Raw genomic sequence first — 26975 nt, 5'->3', positions numbered from 1 at the left:
GCTAAGTTAAGATTATTCCTCCTCTAGGGAAGCCAATTCGGCCAATTCTTCCTCAAAACCACCAGAAAGGATAGGGAAGCGCAACCATGTTTTGGGGTCTACATTATAATCGTCCAAATGAAAAGCCGGAGCCAACCTCTCTCTTTTCCACTGATTGCGAGCCCAGAGTCTGAAAAACTTGGTAATATAGTTTTTGAGGATTTTAGGGTCAATATCCAATTCCTCTCTCAGATTCAAAAACACGTCGACTGGTGAACGCTTGTCCCGCAAGGCAAGCTTTTCAATTTCCAACATCACCGGATAGGGCATTAAATCATCCTCATCCGTTTGCTTGTTATCCTGGGGACGCAACTCTGCAGTGGGCTGAAGGGAGTTGACATATTGCAAACCGTCATAACCAAGGACTTTTTCGGCCCATTTCAGCCAAGTGATTATAAATGGTTTGTCTATGGCAGCGATTGGAGAAATGCTGCCGCTAGTATCCCCATCCATAGTGGTGTAGCCTACAGAACCTTCGTTTCGGTTTGAAGTGGCCAGCAATAAGGCATTGTTTAGGTTAGCAAGCATCCAGATGATAGGGGAGCGGGTCCGGGCCTGAATGTTTTGAAGAGTGATGTCATCCTGTTCCCAAGTAAGCTCTCTTCCGATGGCTTTTTCGATTTTTGAAGTAAAGCCTTTGACTTCTTCTCCAATCTGCCAATCATAAAATGTGGCCCCGATGCTTTCCGCCAAGTTCTTGGCACTTTCAAAGGTCTCATCTCCTGAATTGTCACTGGCCTGGTAGGCGCAAGTGAGCAGGTGACCCACCAGTTCCTTCTGAGGATTATTTGAATTTAGCTGTCCTTTAAAATGAATTTTCTTCAAAAACTCCTCAGTGCCAAGTTCGGCCAATCCTCTTCTTACCATTTCAGCAACCAAAATGGCCACAGAAGAACTGTCGGCCCCTCCACTTAAGGAAAGTACAAAGCCATTGCTGCGGCTTTTGCGCATATAATCGAAAAGTGAAAGACTTACTGCTTGAGCAAATTCTTCTTCTTTAATCTGTTTTTGTATTTTCTTGATGGAAGCGGTTACCTTCTCGTGCAAGTTGAAACAAAGGATTTGATAGTCCTTAAAACTGAGCAGATTGTTCTTCTCGACCAATTTTCCATTTTTGGCCACCATGATTTCCCCATCAAAAATCATCCTGCCGCTTTCATTGCCCAGCAGGTTGGTATAGCAGTATACTGCATCAAGTTCTTTGGAGCTACTTTTGGCGAGTTCCTCTCTCATGGCAGTCTTTCCTAAGGCAAAATGACTGGCACTTGGATTGAATATCAAATCGACCTTCCGGTCTTTGAGTCTATAGCCGGGTCGGAATCCTCCTCTCCAAGCATCCTCACATATTTCAAACCCGTACTTGATGCCTTTCTTTTCAAAAATGATATCGCCTAAAGGCACATCTTCATCAAAAAATTCAATAGTCTCTATTTTGCCATGTTGCCAGGGGGTAAACCAGCGGAATTCATAATGTACACCATCAATGGCCATAAACTGTTTTGCTACCAGCCCTTTCAAGTGGCCATTTTCAATCACAGCCATGCAGTTATATACCTTCTCATTTATCCTTACAGGGGTTCCCACACAAACGGTGATATTTTGGCAGTATGGGATGAGCTTGTGAACATAGGCCAAGGCTCTTTCTGGGTACCAATAGCTTAAAAATAGGTCTTCACTCCCATAACCAGTGATGGAAAGTTCTGGAAAACATAGAATATCAACGTGTTGGTGCTGGGCGTCTTCAATAGCGGCCTTGAGCCGGTCAAAATTACCCTTCCAATCTAAGGGAGTCTGGTTGACAGTGGCTCCTGCGATTTTTAATTGAGGCATAACAGTTTAAAAGAATCTTAATGGCTTAAAACGAATTTATCGGGAGGATGTTCAGCACATCTAAAGCTGCAGTTTCTCACAGGCTGTCTTTGCGGCTTCTTGTTCAGCTTTCTTTTTGGTTGAGCCTTTTCCTTCAGCCACCTGCTCTTCGTTCACCGTCAGGTTTACGGTGAATTCCTTGAATCGCTGATTTCCCTGAATGCCGGAAAGGTGGAACTCCAAAGCATGGTTGTTTTTTTGGGCCCACTCAATGATTTTACTCTTGAAATTGATGGTGGTGGTGATGATGTGCTCAATATCGAAATGAGTCAAAATGCGCTTATAGACAAAGTCTTTGGTGAATGCATAACCGCGGTCAAGGTACACCGCACCAACCAATGCTTCCAAGGCATCCCCAAAAAGGGACTTATGCATATACATGCCTTTTTCAGAAAGTTCAGATTCTACAATTTTCCCCAAGCCCAGTTTTATCCCAATCTGATTGAGAGATTCTCTGTTTACGATACGGGAACGGGTTTCGGTCAGAAAGCCTTCATCGCGGTAGGGGAACTTTAAAAATAGGTGTTCTGCGATGATGGTACCCAATACGGCATCCCCGAGAAATTCCAGCCTTTCATTAGAAGCTTTAATACCATTACCTACATCTTCGGCGGCCGAAGCATGTTTTAGAGCGAGCTTATATAGAGATAAGTTCAAAGGCTTGCGACCCACTATCATTTTGATAGCGGCCGCAAGCCTTCTTTCTTTTCTATTGTAAATAAGCTCCTGAACTCTGAGTAGCCTAAATATTTTCAATTTTATTCGGCGATTTTCTTGAAGATGATTGAGCAGTTGTGCCCACCAAATCCGAATGTATTACTCAAGGCAGCATTTACTTTTCTTTCTTGAGCCTTATTGAACGTAAGGTTCAACTTGGTGTCCAGGTTCTCGTCATCAGTAAAATGGTTGATGGTAGGAGGAACTAGGTCTTTTTGAACAGCAAAGATAGCTGCAATCGCCTCAATAGCACCCGCCGCACCTAGAAGGTGTCCGGTCATGGATTTTGTACTGCTGATGTTCAAGTTATAAGCATGGTCTCCAAATACTTTTTGGATGGCTTTAACTTCACTTACATCACCTAATGGGGTGGATGTACCGTGCACGTTGATATAATCTATATCCTCGGGCGTCAATCCGGCATCTTCAAGGGCAAGTTTCATCACATTGCCAGCTCCTTCACCTTCAGGGTGAGGGGCGGTGATGTGGTGTGCATCGGCCGTCATGGCTCCTCCGACTAATTCGGCGTAGATTTTGGCTCCCCTTGCTTTGGCGTGCTCATATTCTTCTAGAATAAGGGCGCCGGCACCTTCTCCAAGTACAAATCCTTCTCTATCCTTGTCAAATGGCCTTGAGGCTGTCTCTGGAGAATCATTTCTCTGTGAAAGGGCCTTCATGGCATTGAACCCACCAATACCGGCCTCGGTTACCGCAGCTTCCGAACCGCCTGAAATAAACACGTCAGCTTTACCCAATCGGATATAGTTGAATGCGTCGATTAGAGCGTTTGTAGCAGAAGCACAAGCAGATACAGTGACAAAGTTAGGACCCTTGAAACCATACTTGATGGAAAGGAATCCCGCACTGATGTCAGCGATCATTTTAGGGATAAAGAATGGGTTGAATCTTGGGGTACCGTCTCCATGTGCAAAGGTGGTAACCTCATCCTGGAAAGTCTTCAAACCTCCTATACCAGACCCCCAGATTACTCCGGCGCGGTTGAGGTTGATTGTTTCTAGGTCCAGTCCGGAATCCTTCATTGCCTCTTCCGCTACTATCATAGCGTATTGGGTGAAAGGATCCATCTTCCTGGCTTCTTTTTTATCGATGTATTGCTCTACGTCAAAGTTTTTGATTTCGCAGGCAAATTGCGTCTTGAATTTTGATGCATCGAATCTAGTAATAGGTGCAGCACCGCTTACACCATTTGCCAACCCTTCCCAGAATTCCTGGAGATTGTTGCCAATTGGTGTAAGGGCACCTAAACCTGTTACTACAACTCTTCTTAAATTCATAAATGAATTTTCAGTGATGGAATTTTATTTCACGTTTGCTTCCAGGTAGCTCACTGCCTGACCTACTGTGCCGATTTGCTCAGCTTGGTCGTCTGGAATAGAGATGTTGAATTCCTTTTCGAATTCCATAATAAGCTCAACAGTATCAAGAGAGTCAGCTCCTAGGTCATTAGTGAAGCTTGCCTCAGGCGTAACTTCAGATTCTTCTACGCCTAACTTATCAACGATAATGGCTTTTACTTTTTGTGCAATTTCAGACATTTTGTGATTAGTTTAGTTAAAACACTCCGCAAAGAAATATATTTATCCCCTTATTGCCAAAAAAAACAGGAAACTAAATTTAGATATTCCGCTTACGGCTAAAAGTTGAACTATAATTTTTACCTTTGGTTTTTTAAATTCTTCCTCGAATGAAGAAAACCAAGCTCCAAGTTGTACATGAATATGAATTTGATCTCATCGGCCTCGTAGCCCCTCTAAAGGACTATAAGATGGCCTGGGTGATCAATAATTCGCTCGAATTGGACCTTATCAAAACAAAGGATTACCAGTTAGAATTTCTCAACCAACCGGCTTTGGTTATTTCCCAATTTATATTAGAAAAAGACCATGGCTTCATTCAGTTGCTCAAGAACAGGTCATACTCAAAATCGGACAAGGCCCTCTATCTGGTGCCGGAGCTTAAAACCATCGATTACTTCCTCCTACTGCAGGACTATACCTACGAATTGAATATAAATGCGTATATTGAGGAGCTTTCCAGACATCCATATGTCCAAAACGTGGTCAAATTGGATGTGACCAAACTGAAATCAAAAGAAAACCTATTAACCTATTAAAACTGAAATTACTTTATGAAGGTACCTGTTTTTAACAAAACAAAAATCTTAGCAACAGTAGGCCCTGCCTCCAACAACGAAGATACACTCACCAAATTAGTCCACGCCGGAGCAAGTGTTTTCAGACTTAATTTTTCCCACGGCAATCACCAAGGACACTCTGACGTCATCAAGTTAATTCGTGATATCAACAAAAAACTTAATTTAAATATTGGTATCCTACAAGATCTTCAAGGTCCTAAAATCAGAGTAGGCGAAGTTGAAAATAACGGAGTAGAAATTATAGCCGGTGACCCTATTACTATCACCACCGAACCAGTAGTAGGTACTTCCAGTCTCGTAAGTACCGTTTACCAAAACCTTCCTAATGATGTGCAGGAAGGGGATAGAATTCTTATTGACGATGGAAACTTAGAGCTTGTGGTGCTCAGCACTGATGGGAAAAGCGTGAAATGTACCGTTATCCACGGTGGGTTATTGAAATCTAAAAAAGGAATAAACTTACCTAGCACCAAAGTGAGTGCTCCATCCCTTACTGAAAAGGATTTGGAGGATTTGGAATTTGGGTTGGCAAACGATGTCGATTGGATAGCACTTTCATTTGTGAGGTCCGCTGAGGATATTTTGGACCTCAGACTTAGGATTGAAAAAGCTGGTAAGGAATGTAAAATCGTTGCAAAGGTGGAAAAGCCGGAAGCCCTGGATGATATCGATGCCATCATTGAAGCTTCGGACGCTATCATGGTAGCAAGAGGCGATCTTGGTGTAGAGGTACCGATGCAAATGGTTCCTCTATGGCAGAAAAAAATGGTGGAGAAATGTAAGTTGGCCTGCAAGCCAGTAATCATCGCCACCCAAATGATGGAAAGCATGATCGTCAATCCTCGGCCTACACGTGCGGAGTCCAATGATGTAGCCAATGCTGTTTTGGATGGAGCTGATGCAGTGATGCTTTCTGCTGAAACCGCTTCTGGTAACTATCCAGTGGAAACTGTAAAGGCCATGAGCAGCATCGTTGATTACATTGAACAAAACGCTGAAATCTATCATAACCTTTACAAAATCCCTGAGGATGATGGTACATTTTTAAGTAATAACTTATTACTGATGGCCTCAAGGCTTTCAAGAAATGTTAAGGCTAAGGCCCTTGTAGGTATTACTGTATCGGGTTTTACAGCCTTTAGACTTGCCTCTCACCGTCCATTAGCTAATATTTTCATCTTTACTAGCAATAAGAGTCTGATCACCCAACTTAGTCTTGTTTGGGGAGTTAGAGCATATTTCTACGATGAACAAACTAGCACCGATGGGACTTTTCAGGATATCCAAGACCAGTTGAAAAATGACGGTTTTGTCAAAGAAGGAGATATTATCATTAATACAGGTAGCATGCCACTAAAAGCAAAGGGCCGTACTAATATGTTGAAATTGCATATTGTGAACTGATAAGCGACGGTAGACCGAAAAGCACCATAAGGCTGGACAAATGTCCGGCCTTATGTGTTTTATTGGAGTTCTTGTGGGCCTTTAGGAGACACCATGATGACTTTTTCCTTGTCCACCATTACAGCGCCGGGAGCTGAGCCTTTTACTTTTCGCACATATTTACAAGGGGTGTATATGACCGGGGTTAGGCTGTCATTCTTGTTTTTGGAATAATAGGCAGCAAGTTGGGCTGACTTTTCCAAGACGTCTTTGGGGATGTTTTCCTTACCCTTTCCTTTGATGATCACATGGGAGCCGGATACACCTTTGGCATGGAGCCATAGGTCATCTTTCCAGCTGTGGTAGCGCAGCATTTCGTCATTGCCTTTGGCTGATTTGCCGACCAATACCACATAGCTATCAAATTCAAACCGCTTGTAGGGAATGGTTTCTAGTGATGCTGATTTTTGCAGGCTCAAATTGTTTTCCTTTTCAAATGCTTTGAGGTCCCGATAAGAATTGAAAGCTTCGATCTCTTCCGATTTTTTCATGAGTTCAAGCAGGTAATCCTCCTTTCTAGAAATGTTTTCTTCCAGTTGGGCGATTTCGATTTTCCGGTTTTTGCCTTTTCTATAGAGGTTTTCGGCAAACTTCTGAGGGGTCATCCCTCTTTTCAGCTTGACAATAATGTTTTTGTTTTGGTAAAAGTCAAATAAGGTTACTTCCTCCTCGTTTACTGCTATTTGATGAAGGTTGGCCATGACGATATCTGCAAGCTGCTGAGGGCTGGTTTCGTCGACCAGCGTTTTTAGCTTTTGCTGGGACTTATGTAAATAGGCCTCGGTTTTCTTGATCTTATCCTGAAAGCTTTTTAGCAGTTTGTCCTTTTCCTTTTCAAAAGATGCGAACACCACTGCATATCGAAAGAACTCATTGCTAACTTCAATGGCAGAGCTGCTCTGAAAAATGGGGGATGAGGCAGGGAGAAGAGTGAGTTTGTAATCGCCTTTTTCTTGGATTATTGAAAAAATAGGACTTTCTAGCATGTCCAAGAGTTCTTGCATGAGTTGCCATTTTTTTTCAATTGAGGCTTCTATGTATCCTTTCTCTTTCAGCCATTGCCTTGGCAATTTACCCAATGTTGGGGCAAACTGGGCTGCATTGCCCTCAAGTGTTGAAAATCTTTCTTTCGAGAACTCCATAGGTCTAGAAAAATCTCCAGAATTGATGTTCCAATCGTCCTGCAGGGATTTTTTGAAAATATCATCAGGTTGATCCTTGGATTCCTGAAATAAGAGTACGTTGCTTCTGGAGCCGTGCATTTTAAACACTAGCATGCGGTAAGACTCAAACTTGATGAAAAATGCTCTTTCATTGAGAAATGTCCCTACCTCGGTCACTTGATGATTGAGTAATGTAGGGAATAGGTCAATATTATTCTTTTTGCTGCGGGCAAATTTGTCGGGGAAACTCAGGACGGTGTTTGAGGGGCTAAGTAAGGCCCGTATAAAGCGGGATTCTTCTTGGTTTTCAAACTCAAAAATCAGCTCATCTTTGTTTTGTGAAAAACAATTCTTTAAGGTGCAGCCTTTCAATCCTTTGTCCAGTTCAGGGCAAAGGAATTTGAAAAAATGATAATTTAAATGCATAGTTAAATTTCGATCTTTAGCCCGTCAAAGGCCAAACGGATATGAGGCGGCAATAGTTTTTCCACTTTGGAATGAGTGCCCAACTGATGGCTGATATGTGTGAAATAGGCCTGCTCAGGCTGGATTTTCTCTACCATTTCTATCGCTTGCTCTAGAGTGAAATGTGAGATATGGTCTTTTAATCTCAGTGCATTTAGAACCAGCACCTTCGAACCTTTAATCTTTTCTATTTCCTCCTTAGTAATCGAATTAGCATCTGTAATGTAGGTAAAATCCTTTACCCTAAAACCAAAAACGGGTAGCTTATAATGTAAAACGTCAATTGGAATTATGGGAACCCCTTCTGCAAGGAATGGCTCATTGGTGATTTCCACAGGCTGAACCTTCGGTACACCGGGATAGCTGTGGTTTTCGAAGATGTAGGAAAATTCCCTTTTGATTTGTTCAAGAACCTGATACCTCCCAAAAATTGGCATATCCCTTTGGTGCATGAAGTTGAAAGGACGGATATCATCTAGACCAGCAGTGTGGTCTTTGTGTTCGTGTGTGAAAATAACTGCATCCACATCCCGGATGTCTTCACGCAGCATTTGCTGTCTAAAATCCGGTCCGGTATCTATTACGATGCTCTTCCCATCCACATCCAAATGGACAGATGTGCGTAATCTCTTGTCTCTAAAATCTAAAGAAGAACACACTTCACAATGGCAACCTATTACGGGTACCCCTTGTGAAGTGCCGGTTCCTAAGAATGTTATCCTCAAAGTTTGAGCTCAGTTTGTTGGAGTTCGCTAAGGAAGTCCTGGTTTTTTTTGTTGGAAAAATCCTTAGGATTAAACTTCAGTTCTCTGAGAATATCCAAAAGGGTATTAATTTTTCCCTCAGTAGTATAGTATTTGTTGACGATGACAATGTTTGTGTCATTGAGTATACAGTAACCTGATTTGAAATTTCCTTTCTCATATCGGAGTATGAAATCGGATTCCGCAAAGAGGTTTTCCAACTTGTCAAGGTAGGATTTGGTATACTTTACGGCCATTAATTACTTAGAGATGTGCTTTTTGACAGTAGCCAAAAGGTGGTCATAATCTAATGGCTTTTGCACATAATCATTTAGACCTGCCTGTTTAAAGTCATCCAGGGTGTAGTTTTTATAGTTTCCAGTGATGGCAACAATAGGTACATTGGATTTGGATTTGTCCGGCAAGGCTCTGATGGCTTTGGTACATTCAATTCCGTCCATTTGAGGCATATTAATGTCCATTAAAATCAGGTCAAAATCTTCATTTTCCAACTTGGCCAATACCTGCTTACCGTTTTTAACAGAAGTAATGTGAAAATTTTCAAACATTAAGACGTTTCTAGTCAAATTTATGATGACTGAGCTATCCTCTGCTACCAATACTTTTTTAATATCGCTCATTCTTTAATTCCTATTATTTATAAAATGGATTGCTTGTCACTAAAATAATCCCGAAAGTTATCCAACAATTGTTTAAGCTTCAAGTGTTCTTGTGAAATATTATCAAAATTAGAAGTTTTGATGTTCTTTTCAAAAGATGCACTGAAATGGTAAATCTTATTGGCTCCTAAAGTCCCGGAATTACCCTTAATTATATGCAATTTTTCACCTATTTCCTTGTAATTTTTACTATCTATTAAATTTTTAATGTCAGAAGTCAGATCTTCCGCCTCTTCTATAAAATCAAGATATACTGTTTTGATGTTATCAGGAGTATTATATTTCAACAATTGTTTAACGATTTTCTCATTAAGTTCCTCAGGTTCTTGAGGTGCTACTTCTTCTTCCTGAACAGTTGAATGCGAGGAGATGGCCCCTTCAGGCTGAAGGTGCTGGAATATGGTTTCCAATAGATTTTTAGGCTTAATGGGTTTTGCAATAAACTCATCAAAGCCGGTTGCAATAAAATAATCCCGATCACTTTGGTCCGAGTATGCGGACACCGCAATGATGGGGGCTTCCGATAAATGTTCGTTCTTGATTACCTTTAATGTGGATATACCGTCAAGCTTGGGCATCTGAATATCCATCAGAATGATATCAAATTCCTTTTCTCTAAGTTTATCCAATGCCACTAAGCCATTTTCGGCTGTTTCAAAAAGGTAATTATGTCGGATGATGTTCTCGAAAACCTTTCTATTTAAAGCATTGTCATCAACAATGAGCACCTTTTTATCTTTCATCATCTAGTTTTTGTAATTTTGCGGCAGAGTTTCATAAAAATAATTTATACCAATTGATAGATACCGCCAAGTTTTTAATTGTCGTAGCTGGTCCGACTGCCGTTGGTAAAACGGATATGTGCATAAAAATAGCCAAAAAATTTAATACTTCTATTATTTCATCCGATAGTAGACAATTTTTTAAGGAAATGGAAATAGGAACAGCCAAACCTTCCAAAGAAGAGCAAGCGCTTGTCTTTCATTATTTTATAAATTCCCTATCCATCCATGAGTCCTATGATGTCAGGAAATTTGAGCAAAATTCCCTAAAACTTTTAGAAGAATTATTTGAAATAAATGACTGTGTGGTCATGACCGGTGGGTCGGGGCTGTATCTGGATGCTGTATGTAAAGGATTTGATGAAATGCCAGAAATACCCTCTGAAATCAGGGGGAACTTGAATCAACTGTTTCAGGATAAAGGAATAGAAGTACTTCAAAAGATGCTGAAGGAAGTGGATCCCGATTATTATGGAACAGTCGATCTCCATAATCCTCAACGCCTGATTAGGGCATTGGAGGTCTACCAAGGAACGGGCAGGCCTTTCAGCAGCTTTCGCCAGAAAAAGACTGTCGATAGACCTTTTAAAATCATAAAAATTGGTCTGGAAAGGGATAGGGAGGTCCTGTATGAGCGAATTAACTTGCGAATGGACCACATGATAGCGCAGGGGCTTTTTGAGGAGGCTGAAGAGCTTTTCCCCTTCAGGCATTTAAATGCCTTGCAGACCGTTGGGTATTCGGAAATCTTTCGGTTTTTGGAAGGGGAATATGACAAAGAGGAGGCAGTTCGTCTTTTGAAAAGGAATTCTCGCAGATATGCGAAAAGGCAGTTGACCTGGTTTAAGAAAGATCCAGAAATGGTGTGGTTTTCTCCTGATGATTTGGAGGGGATTTTAAAATATATCGACCGTCAAATGGATTGACGGCCGCTTATTTTTGCCACAAAGCTGTAGGGCTTTTTTTTCAAAAGCCTATTATACTGATAAAGGAAAAGCTTGGATTGGGAGAGATACTGCTTGGCTTCGCCCCTTCGATCCTTCTCCTGTTTGAGGTAAAGGTCTTCCATGCTTACCAAATTTGCCCTCGTTGGCTTCATAGGTTCTTTGATGGCCAACTGCTCCTTGAGTAAATAAAACTGCTCTTCGAAAGCCTTTTGCTTGTTTTTAAGACTGTTTTCTACAACCATGAAAAACAAAAAGATAAATCCTGCCAATGTCAGGAAAATAGGGATAAAGCCCATAGGGTAATTTAGATGCTTAGGATTTCTATTAATTTAAGATAATCTTTTTTCAGTGGTTTGTCTTTAGTTATACAGTCGTTGAAGTCGGTATAGACCACCTCCTCATGAATAATTCCGGCCATGCAGTTAGTTTTGCCTTGCATGAGACCTTCCACAGCGGCCACTCCGCACCAGCTGCCCAAAATTCTGTCTTTTGCCGTAGGATTTCCTCCCCGTTGAATGTGGCCCAAGGTAGTCACTTTAAAGTCTAGATTCTCATTGTTGATGTCTTTCTTGACCTTTTCCATGATTTCGGCAGCCCCTCCTTCTTCATCGCCTTCTGCCACCACCACAATACTGGAAGTTTTGGTTTTTCGAAGTCCTTTCAGAGATTTGACAACATCTTGGATGGAGGTTTTAGTTTCAGGAACCATCACAAGTTCTGCACCACCGCCTATGCCGCACTCCACGGCGATATAGCCACTGTCACGGCCCATCACCTCAATAAAGAATATTCTGTCATGAGCAGCAGCCGTGTCCCTAACCTTATCAATAGCTTCCAATGCAGTATTAAGTGCAGTGTCAAATCCAATCGTAAAATCAGTTCCGTAAATATCATTATCAATTGTACCAGGGCACCCGATCACCGGTATACCGAATTCCTTACTGAGTATCTGTGCACCAGTAAAGGTACCGTCTCCACCTATGGCAACCAGACCTTCAATGCCATGCTTTTTTATTTGCTCGTAAGCCTTCTTTCTCCCTTCCCCGGTTCTGAACTCTTCACTTCGAGCAGACTTTAATATGGTACCTCCCCGTTGAACTATATTGCTTACCGAGTGAGTGTGCATTCTCTTGATGTCTCCGTTTATCATGCCGTCGTAACCGTACATGATTCCATATACTTCCAAGTCGTGATATATTCCTGTCCGTACAACGGCGCGGATGCATGCATTCATTCCTGGTGCATCTCCTCCGGAGGTAAATACTGCGATTTTCTTCATGCTTAATAGGTTTTCTAAGCTTAAAAATAAAGATTTATCCTTATTATAAGTAGGGGGGAGACGAAAAGTTTTAAGCTACGAAGCTATAGTTGATTTCTCACAAGTGGTTATTTAGTATCTTTGAGTATGCAAGAATTAAAAAAGGTTCTTATCATCACTTATTACTGGCCGCCTAGTGCCGGTTCGGGTGTTCAGCGTTGGCTAAAATTTTCCAAATATCTGCCAGATTATGGTTGGGAGCCGGTAATTTTTACTCCAGAAAATCCAGATTTTGAATTAAAAGATACAAGCCTTTTCAAGGAGGTGCCAAGGAATTTAGAGGTTTTGAAGTTTCCGATTTGGGAACCTTATGGCATTTTCAGAAAACTGAAAGGCGGATCAATTAAAGACCCTTCCAAAATTTTGGAAAAAGGGGATAAGGGAATTGTGGACCGGATTTCAATTTGGATGAGGGCCAATTTGTTAATTCCCGATCCCCGCATGTTTTGGGTAAAACCATCCGTGAGTTATCTTACCGATATTTTAGGGAAAAATAAAATCGATACGGTCATCACCACAGGACCACCGCATAGCCTGCATCTGATTGGGAGAAACCTGAAAAGAGCAACAGGGGTGAAGTGGGTGGCGGATTTCAGGGATCCTTGGAGTAGTTGGGAATTCTTGGACACTTTGCCCATGACTCCCTTTGTAAGAAAAAAGCATGAAGAGTTGGAAAGGTCAGTTTTGGAAGAAGCTGATCGGGTAATCACCATATCTCCAACGTTTCAGGAAGAGATCAAGGCCATCTTCCCCAGAGGAATTGATCTTATAACCAATGGTTTTGACCAGACGGATTTGCCTCGTGGTTTTACGACAGCACCTGCAATTTCCAAAGGGCTAAAAATCGTATACACCGGAATTATTGATGCTATTCGAGATCCTTTACCATTTTTGAAAGCCCTGAGAGCGGCTTTTGATGGTTCCGCGATTCCGGTGGAATTGACCCTCGTGGGAAAGGTCAGCGATAAGGTCGTTCATTTTGTTGAGTCGGATGACTGGTTGGCAACTCATGTGCATTTGGCCGGATATGTAAGTCATGAAGAGGTGTTTGAATATTATGAAAAGGCCAATTTGCTATTGCTGATTTTAACCAAAACAAAAAATGCCAAGGGGAACATTCCCGGGAAGATTTTTGAATATATGGCTACGGGACGACCGGTAATTGCTATAGGTGACCCCAATGGCGACTCGGCCCAAATTCTAGAAGCAGCCAAAGCCGGAATGGTCTTTTCCCACGAGGAAGTAAAAGATATTGAAAGCTTCTTGATCAAATTTGCGCAAGGAGATATTGATATCCAAGCGGGCGGTGAAGTGAAGAAGTATGACCGAAAGGAATTGACGCATCAATTGGCTGGTTTGCTGGATGAGCTTTAAGGTTTAAGCCTTCCCAAAGCATTCAAGATCATGTTTTTCCCTTCAGGGGAAGGATTGAACAACAATATTCCTACAGCATAAATTGCAGTAATCACAACAGACCTTATCACCATATCCAATAAAACGTTTTCCAGGGTAGGCAACAAAAACATTGGCAGGAAGTAAGCAATTAAACCGACCACTATAACTTTGGCCAAGTCCCAAGTAAAGGGTGTAAAGTGAAGCTTGACCTTGATGTAATAATATTTCAACAGGTTGTAAAAGAACATAGCCACAAAGGAGGCAAATGCGGCCCCCTCGATCCCGTAGGAGGGAATCAGCAATAAGTTGAGTAAAATTACCACCAAACTCATCAGTAGGGTGGAGGTGATGTTGAATAGATAATATTTACTGAAGACAATGATTTCTCCGTTTACAGAAAAGATCACATCCGAGAGCTTGCCTAATCCAATGAGCAATACTACCCATTTGCCAGCTTCATAGACCTCACGCTTTGGTACAAAATGATAAAGGTTGTCGATGTTGGCCCAGAGGCCGATGAAAAGCAGTAGGCATATGATCAGCTGGTTGACAGCTACTTTTTTGTACAGTTGATGAATCTGGTCCAGTCTTCCCCCTGCAAAACTTTCGGCGATGACGGGCATTACCACTTGGCTGATAGCCCTTCTTGGCATTTCTATCACCACAGCTATAGAAAATCCGATGGTATAAATAGCATTGGCATCCAAGCTGATCATGGCAGCAACCATTAAGCTGTCAATCTTCATGATCAGGATTGCACCTGCGGTTCCCAAAAATGTGATCAGGCTGTATTTTAGAAACTCACCCTTGAAGGCCTTCGAAAACACCCCGAAGTTGAATTTCAGCTTGAACAAGTTTCTTTGCAACATATAAATTACCATGAATCCCACGGCAATCAAATAAAGCAAACCTAGTCCCATCATTAGCTGGTCAAAGGTGATCCAGCCTAAAACAAACATGACTACCCATCCACTTACCAGAATTCGCACCAGAACTTCTCTAATAAAAGTAGGTACAGCCACCTTCATAAATGATCGCATAAAGGCATCCAATATCGTATGGATGACAGAAAAAAGCGTGATCATCAACACCACTCCCAGATAATCGATCACCTCAGGGGAATTGACAGCATAAGCCCGAATTACATCGTCTTTGAAAATTAAAAACAAAAAGGCAACGGCAACAAATCCTACTATGCACCAAATCAGGCTATAGGTAAAAAATGTAAATCGATATTTTTTGACCTGCGGATAAAAACGGGTAATACCATGTCCGAGCCCCAATTGTGCGAAGGGCACTAAGAGCAAGGCCATATCTTGAATCGTACGAAATGCTCCAAATTGGCTGGGGGTGAAAGCAAATGGTAGTAACCAAAGGATATTCACATAGCCAATCAGCACTCCAATATAGGAGCTGATGGTGGTCAGAATACTTTGCTTGGCGATTTTACCCATGGGAAAATAAAAAGTTAAAGATAAGCAGCTTCACCGGAAAACCTGAAGCAGGGCATTTTTTCGATCCTCATAATCATAATGGGTTTTGACCCTCAGTGGGGCCAATAGCCGCAAGGTTTTCCAGTCCGAAAGGTTTGCCGCGTCCACTAATTTAATGAGGGCCGCGGTATCTTTTTTCTCCAAAATAAAGCCCGTATCACCAATGATCTCGGGAATGGCACCCACCGCAGACCCGATAGGGATGCACCCGCTAAGCATGGCTTCTGCCAAGGCGTTGGGAAATCCTTCCGACATGGAAAGTTGCAGATAGAAACGGTGCTTGTTATAAAGGTTGTGGAGTTCTTTTTGGCTTAATTTTCCTAGCACCTTGATGTTGGGCAAATCAGTTTTGTAGGCTGAATCACCCACCACAGTGAAGGTGGCTTCTGGATAGCGTTCCGCCAATTCTTCAATCAGGTCTATCCCTTTGATCACAGCCCGATTGGTTTTGGAAATGCCTGTGGCCACAGTAATGTATGTTTGGGGGTTCCGCTCAAAGCCAAAGTCTTTCCAAAACTCGCTAGAGAAACCATTGTGGATCACTTTTATCGGAGTTTTAAGGCCTGGAATCAAATTTTTCAACCCCTGTGCATGTGGGATTAAAGGTGAATATTGATAATTCTGTTTGACCAGACCTTCGGCTACCGGTAATATCTTCGTGCAATTTCTGAAGCTATACTCGGTGAACTGTCTCAGGATGTTTTTTCGATAATTCCCATAGTTAATAGCCGGCATGTTCATGGCATCCGTTCCTCCGCATTGGATAAAAACCTTTTTGCGGAAAAGCTTTCCAAAAATGACAGGTAGATAACTGTGGTACCCTGCGAAAAAACAGAGATAGTGGGTCGTCTTGGGTAAATAAAATAACAGCTGCAAAGCCTGCCAGACAAAGTAGAAGGGTAGTTTGACTGGGCTATCTGTAAATTTAAGTGGCTTGATGGAAAAATGGGGCTCAATCATTTCCACATCTCTTTCGGTAAATGCGGTCTTGACCGGATAAGTATAAATAATCATTCTTTAAAGCTCAGGCAAAAATTCAAAATAACAATACCATCACAGCCAGCAAAGAAAGGATCAACATCGCAATGAAAGCCCATATGAACATGGTGGTCTGGGCTACCTCTTGCCGCCTGTCGTTTTGCCAATCTTTTAATTCCTCGTATACTTCCGATGTACCCGAAAAATGCCGGGCATCCCCTCTGTAGGCTTGGTCTTTATAGGGTGTTCTGATTTGTCTCAGTTTGCGGTTGTCATCAAACTGATCTTTACCCTGCTTGGCAAATCCGGCTCCTCCTGTCATAAAAAATTAATTTAGTCCGTTTCTGATCTTTATGCTTAGTCGTTCTCTAAAAACCGACCATTTGTTTCTCAATGTAGCTTTTTCTAGCGGTTTTTGCGACCTCAATACAAAATATTGATAATCGTTTTCCTCATAGAAAATACTATAGGTTTCCATTTTTTCCAAATAAAAACCGTTTGCACTGATGTTTTTGATCAATTCTCCAGTATCCAAAGGTTGATCGATCACCTGGAGCTTTTCAGGTTCATTATTCATCATCCACTCCAAAAAACGCGGGGCGGGGATGTTGATGAAAATCACTGAATCCTTATGGCTATGCCTTTTTATGGTTTCAAATAATTTGAAATGCTGATCCACTGGGATATGCTCCAAAACATCGGGGAAGACAAAAAAGTCATACAGGTCCTCCTTTAGAAAATCCTTCATATCGGAAACTTCAAAGGTGAGATTCTTGCAATCCGCCCAGAGTTTTTTTGCTTTTTCGATACTTTCCGGACTTATATCCACGGCCAGTACTTTTCCTTTATTTACTTTTTTGGCAATCAACTGGCTTACCGTCCCGATACCACAGCCGACTTCCAAAACCTTATGGTCGGTTTTCAATCCAGCAGAGACGAGTTTGTCCAAAATGTGCAGGTGGCGGGAGTTTACACCCCTTTTTTCCTGTTCTGTGACAAACTGATCATAATAGCTAACTATTTTATCTTTCTCTACCATGAGATACCATAGGTTTAATTGTCAAAAATATTCCAACTACCAGCAACATAATGATCACATATTGGAAGATGATCATAAGCGGTTTGGTAGTGTAGTAGGAGCTAGGCTCAAATTTGAATCTAACCTCAGAATTGCCCTCTGGCAGGTTAATAGCCCTTAAAACATAATTTGCCCTTAAGATTTCGGTCTCCTGACCATTTACAAAAGCCTTCCAACCTTCTGGATAATAAATTTCTGAAAAGATTGCAACTCCAGGTTGGTCAGCGTCCACATTGTAAACAAGTTCATTCGGGCTATAGTCAAGAAGCTCCACTGAACCTGATCCCGCATTAAAAGTGCCAAACTCTTGGGAGTTAATGACGGCCGTATTACCCAGTTCGGAATTCTGAAGCGCACCTAATTCATCCCGATTGGAGGTGACTGGATAAACTGTTTCAGGGAACCAAGCGGCCCCTTTGGCAAAGTCATTTCTGAACACCTGATTTTCTGAAGCGCCAAAGTAGAAGTATTTGGCATTAAGCATATTTAAGGCATTCAGGCTTTCAAAATTGAAGTTCCCTTCTTGGGCCTGCTGGATAAAGCCCTGCATCTCATAGGACAATACTTCATCAATTAGATCCTGATACCTGCGCATTTTGGCTCCATGATACCCACCGATACTGTTGAATCTGTAACTGGTTCTTGCTTCGTTGAAAGGATTTTCCAGGTTTAATACCCTATAATATCCTTCATCCGCCATTATCCGGTTATCAGCAGGGGTAGGCTGGAAAAATTCCGCACTTGGGTCGTTGACAAAGCTGTCGTTGTCAAGATACCTTTTATTGATGAGCCAAATGTCTGCCAGGATTAGAAAGGCTATTCCAGTGGTGGCATAGACTGCCTGAATCTTGCATTTCAAAAAGGCAAAAACCAACCCTGTAGATAGGGCGATGAATATAAAACTTCTCCAAGCATCAGCACTCAACATGTTTTTTCGGTCTTCACGGATAGCATCAACTAGCCAATCTGGTAAATACTGATCAGAAGGGGATCGGAAATCAAATATACCTGGGAGTAACGCAAATAGTAGCGCCAACCCTCCTGTGACTCCAAATGCGAAAAACAACTTAGGCACAACCTGTGGATGTTCCCGGTTGTTCATATAGGACTCAAGCCCCAAAGCCCCCATCACAGGGATGGAAAAAAGTGCCATTGACAAGGCCATAGTTACAGCCCTGAACTTGTTGTAACCAGGGAAGTAATCGAACATGGTGTAATTGAACCAAGCCAAGTTTTTTCCCCACGCTAGCATGAAAGATAAAATGGTAATGACAAGAAAGATGTATTTGAACCTTCTGGGACCCCATACCATACCCATGACAAACATGAAAATTAAAATGGCCCCTCCATAAATAGGTCCGCCAGTGCCCGGCTGATCACCCCAATAAGTTGGAGCATTTCTCACAAAATCCCGTACCTGGCTACCTTGAGCACCTTGTCTTCTAAGAGCTTCTTCCGAGGCGGAACCTTCACCGAGGTCTTCTCTGCTGCCTCCTCCATAGAAATTCGGAACCAAGAAGGTTAACGTTTCCAGTTTTCCTTGGGACCAATTGAAGGCGTAATCTTTTCCCAAGCCAGAACCTGTGGCCTCAGCCGTTTCTAGGGTTGCTTGGCCTCGGATGGAATAATCCCCGTACTCATAAGTTGTTGCAAGTCTTCCCGAATTGGCCAGGATGGCAAAAAGGGCCCCTACTATTAAAAAGGCCATTGCTTTACCAAGCGCGGGTAGCTGTTTTGTTTTGATAAAAGAGATTATCTGGCCAAGTCCATAGATCAAAACAATCAATAAAGTATAATAGGTGATCTGGAGATGATTAAACTTAAGCTGTAACATCAAAGCCAAAGCGAACAGTGCTGTACCAAGGATAATCCGCTTGGTAAAAGCCATGTGTATACCTGCCAAAATTAGCGGGATCAGGCAAATGGCCCATATTTTAGCATTATGCCCAGCTTCTAGACTAATGATATGAAAGGTATTGAAGGAGAAGGACCAAGCTCCTCCAATGCTGATGCTGGAACGGACCCCAAAACTTAGGAGAAGTATGTACATCCCGACCATTCCCATGAAAAGTGAATTGATAGGGTGGGGTAAGCCAAGGGTCAAAATTTTAGTAACCACATTGGTGATATCTCCTGGAAATTCGGTGCTGATCAGATAAGCAGGCATACCGCCAAACATGCGATTTGTCCAAAGGGCATCTTCCCCAGTGGCTTCTCTATATTCCAAAACCTCCTTTGCAGACCCTTCCCACTGCAAGATGTCGTTTTGGAACATCATTTTACCATCAAAAACAATGGGGGAAAAATAAACAACTACTATCAGGTAAAAAGAAATGATACCCAGCAGGTGGGGCAGCACTTGGTGTTTGAAATCAATCTGCATGCAGGATTAGTTTTAATGCTTTTGGCGTAATAAGCATGCAAATTAATCATTTCAGGGTATTTTTAATAGGGATGATGGGGAAAGTAGAATTATAGCCTCTCTTCTTAAAAGCAAAAAAGCGCAGAAATTAGATTTCTGCGCTTTTTTGAATTAGGCCTTTACATGCCTTTTATTCATTTCATCCACCAGTTGGCGGTTAAGTTTTCTTTCTCTTTCGAGGGTGTTTTTTCGGTGTTGCTCAAACTCCTCTTTTGTTTCTTCTAATGTCCTGAGTGTTTCCGAAGTGACCTTATGACTTTTATTGAATTTGAAAAGGAAGAACAAAAGGGCCATTCCCAAAACACCTACTATTCCCCACATCAGGTTGTTGTAATTTGATTTGTGAATAGGCATGCCCAAAAATGCAAAATTGTCTTTGGCGTCGATGGCTGCGTTTTTCTCAGCCTCTGCCGTGACCATCTTTTTTTCCATCTCAGCTAATTGGGTCTTCTGAGTGGCCAATTCCTTCTGCACGTCCACGATCTGCACTTTATAAAAATCTAAGGAGTCGGTGATGTTTTTCTGAATTTTATCAAGGTTTGTTTTCTTGACCACTTTGTACTCTTGGTAATTGTTTGAAATCGAGTTCAAGTATTCAAACTGACTGGAGATTGTACCGCTGGTAAGGCTTCCTTCCTGTTCGGACTCCTGCGCTACGGCCACAGATGCCATCATACAACAAGCTAGGGTGAGGTGGGTAAATTTTTTCATGCTAAATATTTTGAGGTGTTTTCTTAAAGGACTTATTAAGTTTTAACACGAGTTTAACCCATTTATTGCTTATTTAAAAAAAAAGAAAGAGAAAAATTGAGCGTTATTTTGAGGACTAAAGTTTTGTATGATTTAACCGTGAAATTGCTGTTTTTTTTCGATACAGTTAATGGGTCAAAAAAAGTAAGGCATATACAAAAAAGCCTCATTCTTTTAAATAAAAAAAGTTTTTTGATCCCTGACCGACGGCGAAGGGTTCAAAAAACTTTTATGAAATAGTTTTTATTTTTCTGAGGTTAAGTATAAAAATCAGTTAGCTACACTGTCCGAGTAGCCACCATATTAGTGCAAAAATGATAAGTGTACTGATGCAACCTCCTCCAAGCTTGCTGGCGCCCCATCCGGCTAGTAGTCCTTTAAATAAATTACCCATAGGTTAAACGTGTTTTAGTGGTTTTATAAAAGTTTTAAGAAAAACATTCCTTTATATAAGAGGAGCTACCGCGTTTTTGTTTTAAGAAATTTGAGAATTTCGCAATTCCTTAGGACGCTAATGATATTTCTCCCGTATAGGGGTCATAATTCTATAAGGCTTTCTAAAAACGGTCTTACTAGAGGGTGTTAGTTTTTTGGTTTTTTCGATCAATTCTCACTTATTTTTTAGGGCCACCTTTTGGGGTGGCTTTTTCTATTTCTATCTTTGTCCAGAAAAGTTAGCCTTTTATGGCCCCGAATGAATATATATTTTTATTTTTGCAGTAAATAGACTAAATCAGCATGTTTGATAACCTCAGTTATAAATTAGATAAAGCTTTTAAAACCCTAAAAGGGTCCGGTACCATCACCGAAATCAACGTAGCCACTACTGTAAAGGAAATCAGAAGGGCGTTGATAGATGCGGATGTCAATTATAAAGTAGCCAAAGAAGTAACTGATTCAATCAAGGAAAAAGCACTTGGTCGTGATGTATTGATCTCTGTGTCCCCTGGTCAGCTTTTGGTGAAAATAACACAAGAGGAACTGACGGATTTGATGGGTGGCTCTAAGGAGGATATCAGCCTAAAGGGTGATCCTTCCGTGGTGTTGATTTCTGGTCTTCAAGGGTCAGGTAAAACGACTTTTTCAGGCAAGCTTGCCACGCATTTGAAAAAGCAAGGACGTCAAGTACTTTTGGTGGCCTGTGATATCTACCGTCCTGCGGCCATCGACCAGCTGAAAGTGCTCGGTGAGCAAATCGGTGTGGAGGTTTATGCCGAACCGGAAAACAAAAACGCTTTAGAAATTGCCGAAAGAGCAATTGCATATGCCAAAAAGTCGGGCAAAAAGACGGTAATCGTCGATACCGCGGGTCGCCTAGCTGTGGATGAGCAGATGATGAACGAGATTTCCGAACTAAAGGAGAAACTCAACCCATCTGAAACATTGTTTGTAGTGGATTCCATGACGGGTCAGGATGCTGTTAACACTGCCAAGACATTCGACGAGCGCTTGAATTTTGATGGGGTTGTGTTGACTAAGTTGGATGGTGATACTAGAGGTGGTGCTGCCATTTCCATCAGACACGTAGTCAATAAGCCGATCAAGTTTATCTCTACTGGTGAGAAAATGGAGAACCTGGATGTTTTCTATCCAGATAGAATGGCTCAGAGAATCTTGGGTATGGGAGACGTCATTTCCCTTGTGGAAAGAGCTCAGCAGACTTTTGATGAGGACGAAGCCAAAAGAATCAACGCCAAGATCAGGAAAAATCAGTTTAATTTTGATGACTTCCTTTCGCAATTGGAACAGATCAAGAAAATGGGTAACCTTAAAGATCTGATGGGAATGATTCCGGGTATGGGTAAGGCTATCAAAGGGCTTGATATTGACGATGAGTCTTTTAAGCCAATTGAGGCAATCATCAGAAGTATGACACCTGCGGAAAGAAATCAGCCAGATCTGATTGACGGAAGCCGTAGAAAAAGGATTGCTGATGGTAGTGGCCGCAGTATTCAGGAAGTTAACAACCTTATGAAGCAATTTAGCGACATGAGGAAGATGATGAAGCAAATGAACAAAATGGGCGGAGCCCAAAATGCACTCAAAGCATTGAATCCCAAAATGGGGAAAAGATAAAGAATTAAAAAAGGCCAATCGTGAGATTGGCCTTTTTGTTTTTATTGTGCTGGAACTTCTTCAGCATTTTCCTCAGGGTCATAGTATATGTCAAAGTTCAGGTCCGCTTGGTCCACTTCCATTAGTTCAACGGCTTCTTCTTCCGTAACCGCTCCTCTTTCTACCAATTCGGCCATGATGTCCATCTGCTGCTCGTAGGGAGCCAAATCCTGATGTAATTTGTTAAACTGCTTTACCAACTCTTGATCGGAATACTCGGCATATCTATCCTTACGTGCCTGTTTGATCTTGTTTTTTTGTTCTATCATCAGAGTTTCCTTTCTTTCCATCATGCGGTTATTGTACCGCTCCAAAAACTCATCTGCAGCTTCAGTTCCATAAAATGGGGTTTCTTCATATGTTACAGTTTCCTGTTCGCCATCAGGGTGGATGACCACATAAGAATCTTGGTCGTCGATCATATATTCATCCCCAGTCTGGGTATCCACAATTCTGTCGTTTTCATATTCAAACCTATCCTCTTCCGATTGTTGTTGAGCACAGGAAAATAGTATGGCAACACTGAATAGGCTCATTATAATCTTCTTCATTTTAGTTTCTGTTTAGGGTTAATAAATTGTTTTATCGTTTTTTTCCTGCCATAGGTTAAATGCCTTGTTAGCATCATCCATGGTAACTTTGATCATGGGAATACTTCGGCTGGAAGGTTCTACTTCTAGTTGTTCGTAAATAAAGGCGTCATCGAATCCGGCTTGAGCAGCATCAAACTTGTCGTTAGCAAAATAAACGCGGTCCGGACGTGCCCAATAAATGGCACCCAAACACATTGGGCATGGCTCACATGAGGTGTAAATGTCACAACCATTTAACTGGAAATCGTTTAGGTGCTTGCATGCTTCTCGGATGGCCACTACTTCGGCGTGGGCGGTGGGATCGGTAGTTGAGGTTACGCTATTGCTCCCTTCGCCGATGATTTGTCCGTCTTTGACCACTACACAGCCAAAGGGGCCACCTTTACCGGACTCCATGCCTTGTTGGGCAAGATCCAGCGCATATTGCATAAATTTCTGTTGTTCTAATGACAAACTCATACTTTAACTCTTAGATATATAATACCAATATAATTGAATTTTGGTTGCAAATATCATTTAAAGTGGTCGGAATATGCTTTTACCGCAGCATTATAACCACACATGCCGTGAACACCACCACCGGGGGGAGTGGAGGATGAACAAATATATACCTGCTTGTTAGGTGTGTTGTAAGGTGAAAAACTTGCCACAGGGCGTGTGAAGAGCTGGCTGATGTCTTGAAGTCCACCGTTGATATCTCCACCGACAAGGTTAGGATTCCAGGCCTCCATTTGGGAAGTAGTTTGGGCGTTTCTCGCCAAAATGATATCCTTAAATCCAGGGGCCGCTTTCTCAATTTGCGCTTCAATAAATGGGGTCATATCGGTTTCGTCCCCGTTGGGAACATGGCAGTAAGCCCATGCAGTATGTTGACCTTTAGGTGCTCTAGAGGAATCGAAGATGGTGTGCTGGGCCAGTAAAACGTAAGGGTCAGGAGAAACATAACCTTTTGCACCTCTTCTGGCGCTGTTTTCCATTTCTTTAGTTGAGTACCCAAAATGAATAGTCCCGGCCTTTCTGCATTCCTCGCTCAGAAAAGGAATAGGCTCGCTTAATGCCCAGTCAATTTTGAATACTCCTTTTCCATATTTATAATTTTCCAGCCTTTTTCTATAATCCTCGCCCATATTAGTTCCCTTGATTTTTAGCAACTGTTTTGGAGTAAGGTCGAAAAGGTAAGCTTGTGCACGCGGAAGCTCCTCAATATATTCAATAAGACTGTCCCTGAAAATTATTCCACCCAAGGACCTGTAATAAGCTGCTAAGCTTTCCGCAATGTTTTTTGCTCCACCCCTTGGAAAGGGCCACCCATACTTATGTGCGACTCCATGTAGCACAAGTCCAAATGATGCAGATGCCAGCTTGGTCAAGGGTAATGTGGAGTGTGCTGCGGCCCCGTAGAAAAAGGCTCTTGTTTTTTCTTCTTTGAAAAACAGTTTTGAAAACGTTGTTACCGGCAAAAGGGCACTCATACCGAAGCGGGCCATTTTGATAGGGTGATTGGGTATGTTCAAAGGGCTGAGGATGTCCTCCTCCAGATCTGCCCAGTTTTCTGTCAACCAACTCATCATATCGAAGTAAACCTCTTGGTCCCTTCCCAGCTGCCTTGCGGTCTGATCAATGTCTTGATAAGCTGCCACGCTCGTTCCATCAGCAAACGGATGAGCGAATGGAATATCCGGATAAACCCATTCCAATCCATACTCATCTAAGGGTAAAGTTTTGAAGAAAGGGGAGGCCATGCCCAAAGGATGGATGGCAGATCCCAGGTCATGGATGAACCCCGGGAGGGTGAGCTCTCCCGATCGGGTGGCACCGCCTACCTCGTCTGCCTGCTCGTATATAGCTGTTGAAAGTCCTTTTTGTTGGAGATAGATTGCGGCGGCCAAGCCATTGGGACCGCTACCTACTACTATTGCATCCAGATGTTTGCTCATGCTAAAATGTTTTTCAGAAATGTTGTTCAAAAAAGCCGGGCAATTTACAAATCCCCATTAAATCGAACATTCGAAAGGTACGATTGTTTGAATAGGAAAAAGAGCAATATGACTTTTCAAGATGTAGACCAGGATTTGACAACCGATGTGTTGATAATTGGGGCTGGTGCTGCGGGCATCCGTACAGCTGTTGCCCTCAAGCAAGCAGGGGTGGATTGCCTTTTGGTTTCCAAGCGGGAATTTGGCGACGCCCATACCAAAATGGCCGCCGGAGGAATCAACGCCTCACTTGGCAATCTCGACCCGGAAGACAGATGGGAGATCCATGCTGCCGACACGCTCAAGGAAGGACACTTTGTAAATGATCCCAAAGCCGTTGAGCTAGTTTGCAAAAATGCACCCCAAGCCATAGAGGAGCTTGCCCAATGGGGCTGCCCATTTAATACAACTGAAGAAGGGAAAATCAATCAACGTTTTTTTGGAGCGCAGTCCTTTAGAAGGACCTGCTATGTGGGAGATCATACAGGAAAAGCCATTTTAGATACCCTAGTCCAGAAAGCCAAAGATATGGGGATTAAATGCCTTGATGGGAAATATGTTTTTGAACTTTTAAAGGAAAATAACAAAATCATAGGTGCTTTAGCGCTGGATCAGAAAGAAAAGCAACTTATCAGGTTTGCCAGTAAATACACTGTCATAGCGGCTGCGGGGTATGCGTCTATATATAGCCGTTCCTCTTCCCGAAAGGATGAAAACCTTGGAGATGCCATGCGGCTTGCTCTTAGAGCTGGAGCGAAACTCAAGGACATGGAAATGGTGCAGTTTCACCCCACCGGCATGGTAAAGCCAGAAGAGTATGAAGGTAAGCTTGTAACCGAGGCAGTCAGAGGAGAAGGCGGACATCTGCTCAATGCGGATGGTAAGAGATTTATGGAAAACTATTCCCCAGAAATGATGGAGTTGGATGCCCGTGACGAAGTAGCCCGAGCAATAGCAAAGGAAATAGCCAAAGGAAATGGAACAGAGGACAAAGGGGTTTTTCTTGACATTTCACATAAAGAGGAAGATTTCATCAAAAAGAAACTGCCTGATATGTACGAAAGATTTGAATCTCTTGGAATCAACATAGCGGAAAAAGCTATGGAAGTGGCGCCCACTAGTCATTATTCTATGGGAGGGTTGGTAATTGATTTTGAAAACGGTTATACAGGTGTTCCGGGACTTTATGCTGTAGGGGAGGCTGCTTGTGGATTGCATGGGGCTAATAGGCTTGGTGGTAACTCTCTGATTGAAACTGTGGTGCTAGGAAAATTGACAGGCGAGGGGCTCAGTAGAAAAATTCTGGAAGAGAGTAGTGAGCAGAAAAACAATTCGGTAAAAGAAAAAAACTTCAAGCCAAGTAGTTTTCCTTGGCAAACCCAGCCAGAGGAGATTATAGAGGAAATCAAATTGTTGATGTGGGAACATGCCGGCATTATTAGAACAGAGGAAAACCTTAATAATGGCCTTCAAAAACTAGAAGAGATAGAGATAGGTATGAAAGAGAATGCGGTGGAGGCCAAAAGTCTTGATTTTCAAATTAAATGGAAAAATCTGGACCTGTTTACCGTGCTGGAGGTTTCCAAATTGGTAGTAAAAGCTGCAAAAGAAAGAAAAGAATCACGAGGTGCCCATTACCGGGATGATTTCCCTGATAAATCGGAAGATTGGAAAGTGAACCTTATATGGGGATTAGATGAGGAAGGGGGGCTTCAAATGCAAAAAGCAGAAATTCCATCCATTTCTAAAAAGGTTCAGGAGGCATTGGATGAAGGGCATTCGCTAGACTATCATCAGTTGGAATAAAAAAAAGCCTTGGGTCATCCCAAGGCT

General features: G+C 42.1%; 26 protein-coding genes. 6 read left to right on the top strand and 20 right to left on the bottom strand.

From position 1 onward, the window contains the following. Positions 1–12 precede the first annotated feature (12 nt). Genes FPL27_RS14515 through FPL27_RS14500 form a run of 4 tightly spaced genes read right to left on the bottom strand, consistent with a single transcriptional unit; the run spans position 13 to position 4181 of the window. Entirely contained in the window at positions 13–1869 is a 1857-nt protein-coding gene (locus FPL27_RS14515) for a nitrilase-related carbon-nitrogen hydrolase (protein WP_143961777.1), read from the bottom strand. A 60-nt stretch (positions 1870–1929) separates the two neighbouring features. Beyond that, positions 1930–2664: a ribonuclease III gene (rnc, locus tag FPL27_RS14510; RefSeq protein ID WP_143961776.1), complete on the bottom strand. Its 735-nt coding sequence runs from the start codon at positions 2662–2664 to the stop codon at positions 1930–1932. 2 nt (positions 2665–2666) lie between these two features. Further along, on the bottom strand, positions 2667–3920 hold the full coding sequence (gene fabF / locus FPL27_RS14505; RefSeq protein ID WP_143961775.1) for a beta-ketoacyl-ACP synthase II: 1254 nt from the start codon (positions 3918–3920) through the stop codon (positions 2667–2669). Between the two features lie 24 nt (positions 3921–3944). Then, positions 3945–4181 (bottom strand): acyl carrier protein, encoded by a 237-nt coding sequence (locus tag FPL27_RS14500; RefSeq protein WP_010855324.1) that lies wholly within the window; start codon positions 4179–4181, stop codon positions 3945–3947. A 149-nt stretch (positions 4182–4330) separates the two neighbouring features. On the opposite strand from FPL27_RS14500, the gene FPL27_RS14495 reads away from it, so the two are divergent. Further along, positions 4331–4759, top strand: a complete 429-nt coding sequence (locus FPL27_RS14495; protein ID WP_143961774.1) for an IPExxxVDY family protein — start codon at positions 4331–4333, stop codon at positions 4757–4759. Between the two features lie 15 nt (positions 4760–4774). After that, the gene (pyk, locus tag FPL27_RS14490; protein WP_143961773.1) at positions 4775–6205 is read left to right on the top strand and encodes a pyruvate kinase; all 1431 of its coding nucleotides are present in this window, start codon (positions 4775–4777) and stop codon (positions 6203–6205) included. Positions 6206–6264: 59 nt separating this feature from the next. Here pyk and FPL27_RS14485 read toward each other — a convergent pair whose 3' ends face one another. Genes FPL27_RS14485 through FPL27_RS14465 form a run of 5 tightly spaced genes read right to left on the bottom strand, consistent with a single transcriptional unit; the run spans position 6265 to position 10041 of the window. Next, complete coding sequence (locus tag FPL27_RS14485; protein WP_143961772.1) at positions 6265–7833, bottom strand: NFACT RNA binding domain-containing protein; 1569 nt, start codon at positions 7831–7833, stop codon at positions 6265–6267. A gap of 2 nt (positions 7834–7835) precedes the next feature. Next, entirely contained in the window at positions 7836–8597 is a 762-nt protein-coding gene (locus FPL27_RS14480) for an MBL fold metallo-hydrolase (RefSeq protein WP_143961771.1), read from the bottom strand. Next, positions 8594–8872 (bottom strand): hypothetical protein, encoded by a 279-nt coding sequence (locus tag FPL27_RS14475; RefSeq protein WP_143961770.1) that lies wholly within the window; start codon positions 8870–8872, stop codon positions 8594–8596. The genes FPL27_RS14480 and FPL27_RS14475 overlap by 4 nt, the downstream gene beginning before the upstream one ends. A gap of 3 nt (positions 8873–8875) precedes the next feature. Further along, on the bottom strand, positions 8876–9256 hold the full coding sequence (locus tag FPL27_RS14470; RefSeq protein ID WP_143961769.1) for a response regulator: 381 nt from the start codon (positions 9254–9256) through the stop codon (positions 8876–8878). Between the two features lie 17 nt (positions 9257–9273). Beyond that, positions 9274–10041, bottom strand: coding sequence for a response regulator (locus FPL27_RS14465; protein WP_317129448.1), 768 nt, complete (start codon positions 10039–10041; stop codon positions 9274–9276). Between the two features lie 50 nt (positions 10042–10091). Here FPL27_RS14465 and miaA point away from each other — a divergent pair, with 50 nt between their 5' ends. Continuing rightward, the gene (miaA, locus tag FPL27_RS14460; RefSeq protein WP_143961768.1) at positions 10092–11003 is read left to right on the top strand and encodes a tRNA (adenosine(37)-N6)-dimethylallyltransferase MiaA; all 912 of its coding nucleotides are present in this window, start codon (positions 10092–10094) and stop codon (positions 11001–11003) included. Here the strand turns inward: miaA and FPL27_RS14455 are convergent. Both FPL27_RS14455 and pfkA read right to left on the bottom strand, forming a co-directional pair. Beyond that, entirely contained in the window at positions 10991–11320 is a 330-nt protein-coding gene (locus tag FPL27_RS14455) for a hypothetical protein (protein ID WP_143961767.1), read from the bottom strand. The genes miaA and FPL27_RS14455 overlap by 13 nt on opposite strands. Positions 11321–11328: 8 nt before the next feature. Beyond that, positions 11329–12303, bottom strand: a complete 975-nt coding sequence (gene pfkA, locus FPL27_RS14450) for a 6-phosphofructokinase (protein WP_143961766.1) — start codon at positions 12301–12303, stop codon at positions 11329–11331. A 126-nt stretch (positions 12304–12429) separates the two neighbouring features. Between pfkA and FPL27_RS14445 the strand changes: the two genes are divergently transcribed. Then, positions 12430–13716: a glycosyltransferase family 4 protein gene (locus FPL27_RS14445; RefSeq protein ID WP_143961765.1), complete on the top strand. Its 1287-nt coding sequence runs from the start codon at positions 12430–12432 to the stop codon at positions 13714–13716. Here the strand turns inward: FPL27_RS14445 and FPL27_RS14440 are convergent. The 6 genes from FPL27_RS14440 to FPL27_RS14415 all read right to left on the bottom strand — a co-directional run bounded on the left by FPL27_RS14440 (position 13713) and on the right by FPL27_RS14415 (position 20419). Continuing rightward, positions 13713–15191: an oligosaccharide flippase family protein gene (locus tag FPL27_RS14440; RefSeq protein ID WP_143961764.1), complete on the bottom strand. Its 1479-nt coding sequence runs from the start codon at positions 15189–15191 to the stop codon at positions 13713–13715. The two genes, FPL27_RS14445 and FPL27_RS14440, sit on opposite strands and share 4 nt — an antisense overlap. 30 nt (positions 15192–15221) lie before the next feature. Next, positions 15222–16244, bottom strand: a complete 1023-nt coding sequence (locus tag FPL27_RS14435; RefSeq protein ID WP_143961763.1) for a glycosyltransferase family 4 protein — start codon at positions 16242–16244, stop codon at positions 15222–15224. A 22-nt stretch (positions 16245–16266) separates the two neighbouring features. Beyond that, complete coding sequence (locus tag FPL27_RS14430) at positions 16267–16530, bottom strand: hypothetical protein (RefSeq protein WP_143961762.1); 264 nt, start codon at positions 16528–16530, stop codon at positions 16267–16269. Positions 16531–16536: 6 nt separating this feature from the next. Beyond that, positions 16537–17247, bottom strand: coding sequence for a class I SAM-dependent methyltransferase (locus tag FPL27_RS14425; RefSeq protein WP_143961761.1), 711 nt, complete (start codon positions 17245–17247; stop codon positions 16537–16539). Continuing rightward, positions 17231–19669: a YfhO family protein gene (locus FPL27_RS14420; RefSeq protein ID WP_143961760.1), complete on the bottom strand. Its 2439-nt coding sequence runs from the start codon at positions 19667–19669 to the stop codon at positions 17231–17233. The genes FPL27_RS14425 and FPL27_RS14420 overlap by 17 nt, the downstream gene beginning before the upstream one ends. A gap of 150 nt (positions 19670–19819) precedes the next feature. Beyond that, positions 19820–20419, bottom strand: coding sequence for a hypothetical protein (locus FPL27_RS14415; protein ID WP_143961759.1), 600 nt, complete (start codon positions 20417–20419; stop codon positions 19820–19822). Positions 20420–21196: 777 nt separating this feature from the next. Here FPL27_RS14415 and ffh point away from each other — a divergent pair. Beyond that, a complete protein-coding gene (gene ffh, locus FPL27_RS14410) occupies positions 21197–22534 on the top strand; it encodes a signal recognition particle protein (protein ID WP_143961758.1) in 1338 nt (445 codons plus the stop codon). A gap of 41 nt (positions 22535–22575) precedes the next feature. Here the strand turns inward: ffh and FPL27_RS14405 are convergent, their stop codons facing one another. From FPL27_RS14405 to FPL27_RS14395, 3 genes are read right to left on the bottom strand one after another with little or no spacing between them, the layout of a single operon-like run. Further along, positions 22576–23124 (bottom strand): hypothetical protein, encoded by a 549-nt coding sequence (locus FPL27_RS14405; RefSeq protein ID WP_143961757.1) that lies wholly within the window; start codon positions 23122–23124, stop codon positions 22576–22578. Between the two features lie 18 nt (positions 23125–23142). Further along, complete coding sequence (locus FPL27_RS14400) at positions 23143–23625, bottom strand: nucleoside deaminase (protein WP_235893445.1); 483 nt, start codon at positions 23623–23625, stop codon at positions 23143–23145. A gap of 53 nt (positions 23626–23678) precedes the next feature. Next, positions 23679–25103, bottom strand: a complete 1425-nt coding sequence (locus FPL27_RS14395) for a phytoene desaturase family protein (protein WP_143961756.1) — start codon at positions 25101–25103, stop codon at positions 23679–23681. Positions 25104–25211: 108 nt separating this feature from the next. On the opposite strand from FPL27_RS14395, the gene FPL27_RS14390 reads away from it, so the two are divergent. Then, positions 25212–26948, top strand: coding sequence for an L-aspartate oxidase (locus FPL27_RS14390; RefSeq protein WP_143961755.1), 1737 nt, complete (start codon positions 25212–25214; stop codon positions 26946–26948). Positions 26949–26975 lie beyond the last annotated feature (27 nt).

Origin of the sequence: Litoribacter populi (assembly GCF_007483685.1) — a bacterium.
Lineage (GTDB): Bacteria > Bacteroidota > Bacteroidia > Cytophagales > Cyclobacteriaceae > Litoribacter > Litoribacter populi.
Note: the sequence above shows the minus strand (reverse complement) of the source record. Positions and strands in the feature narration are given on the sequence as shown.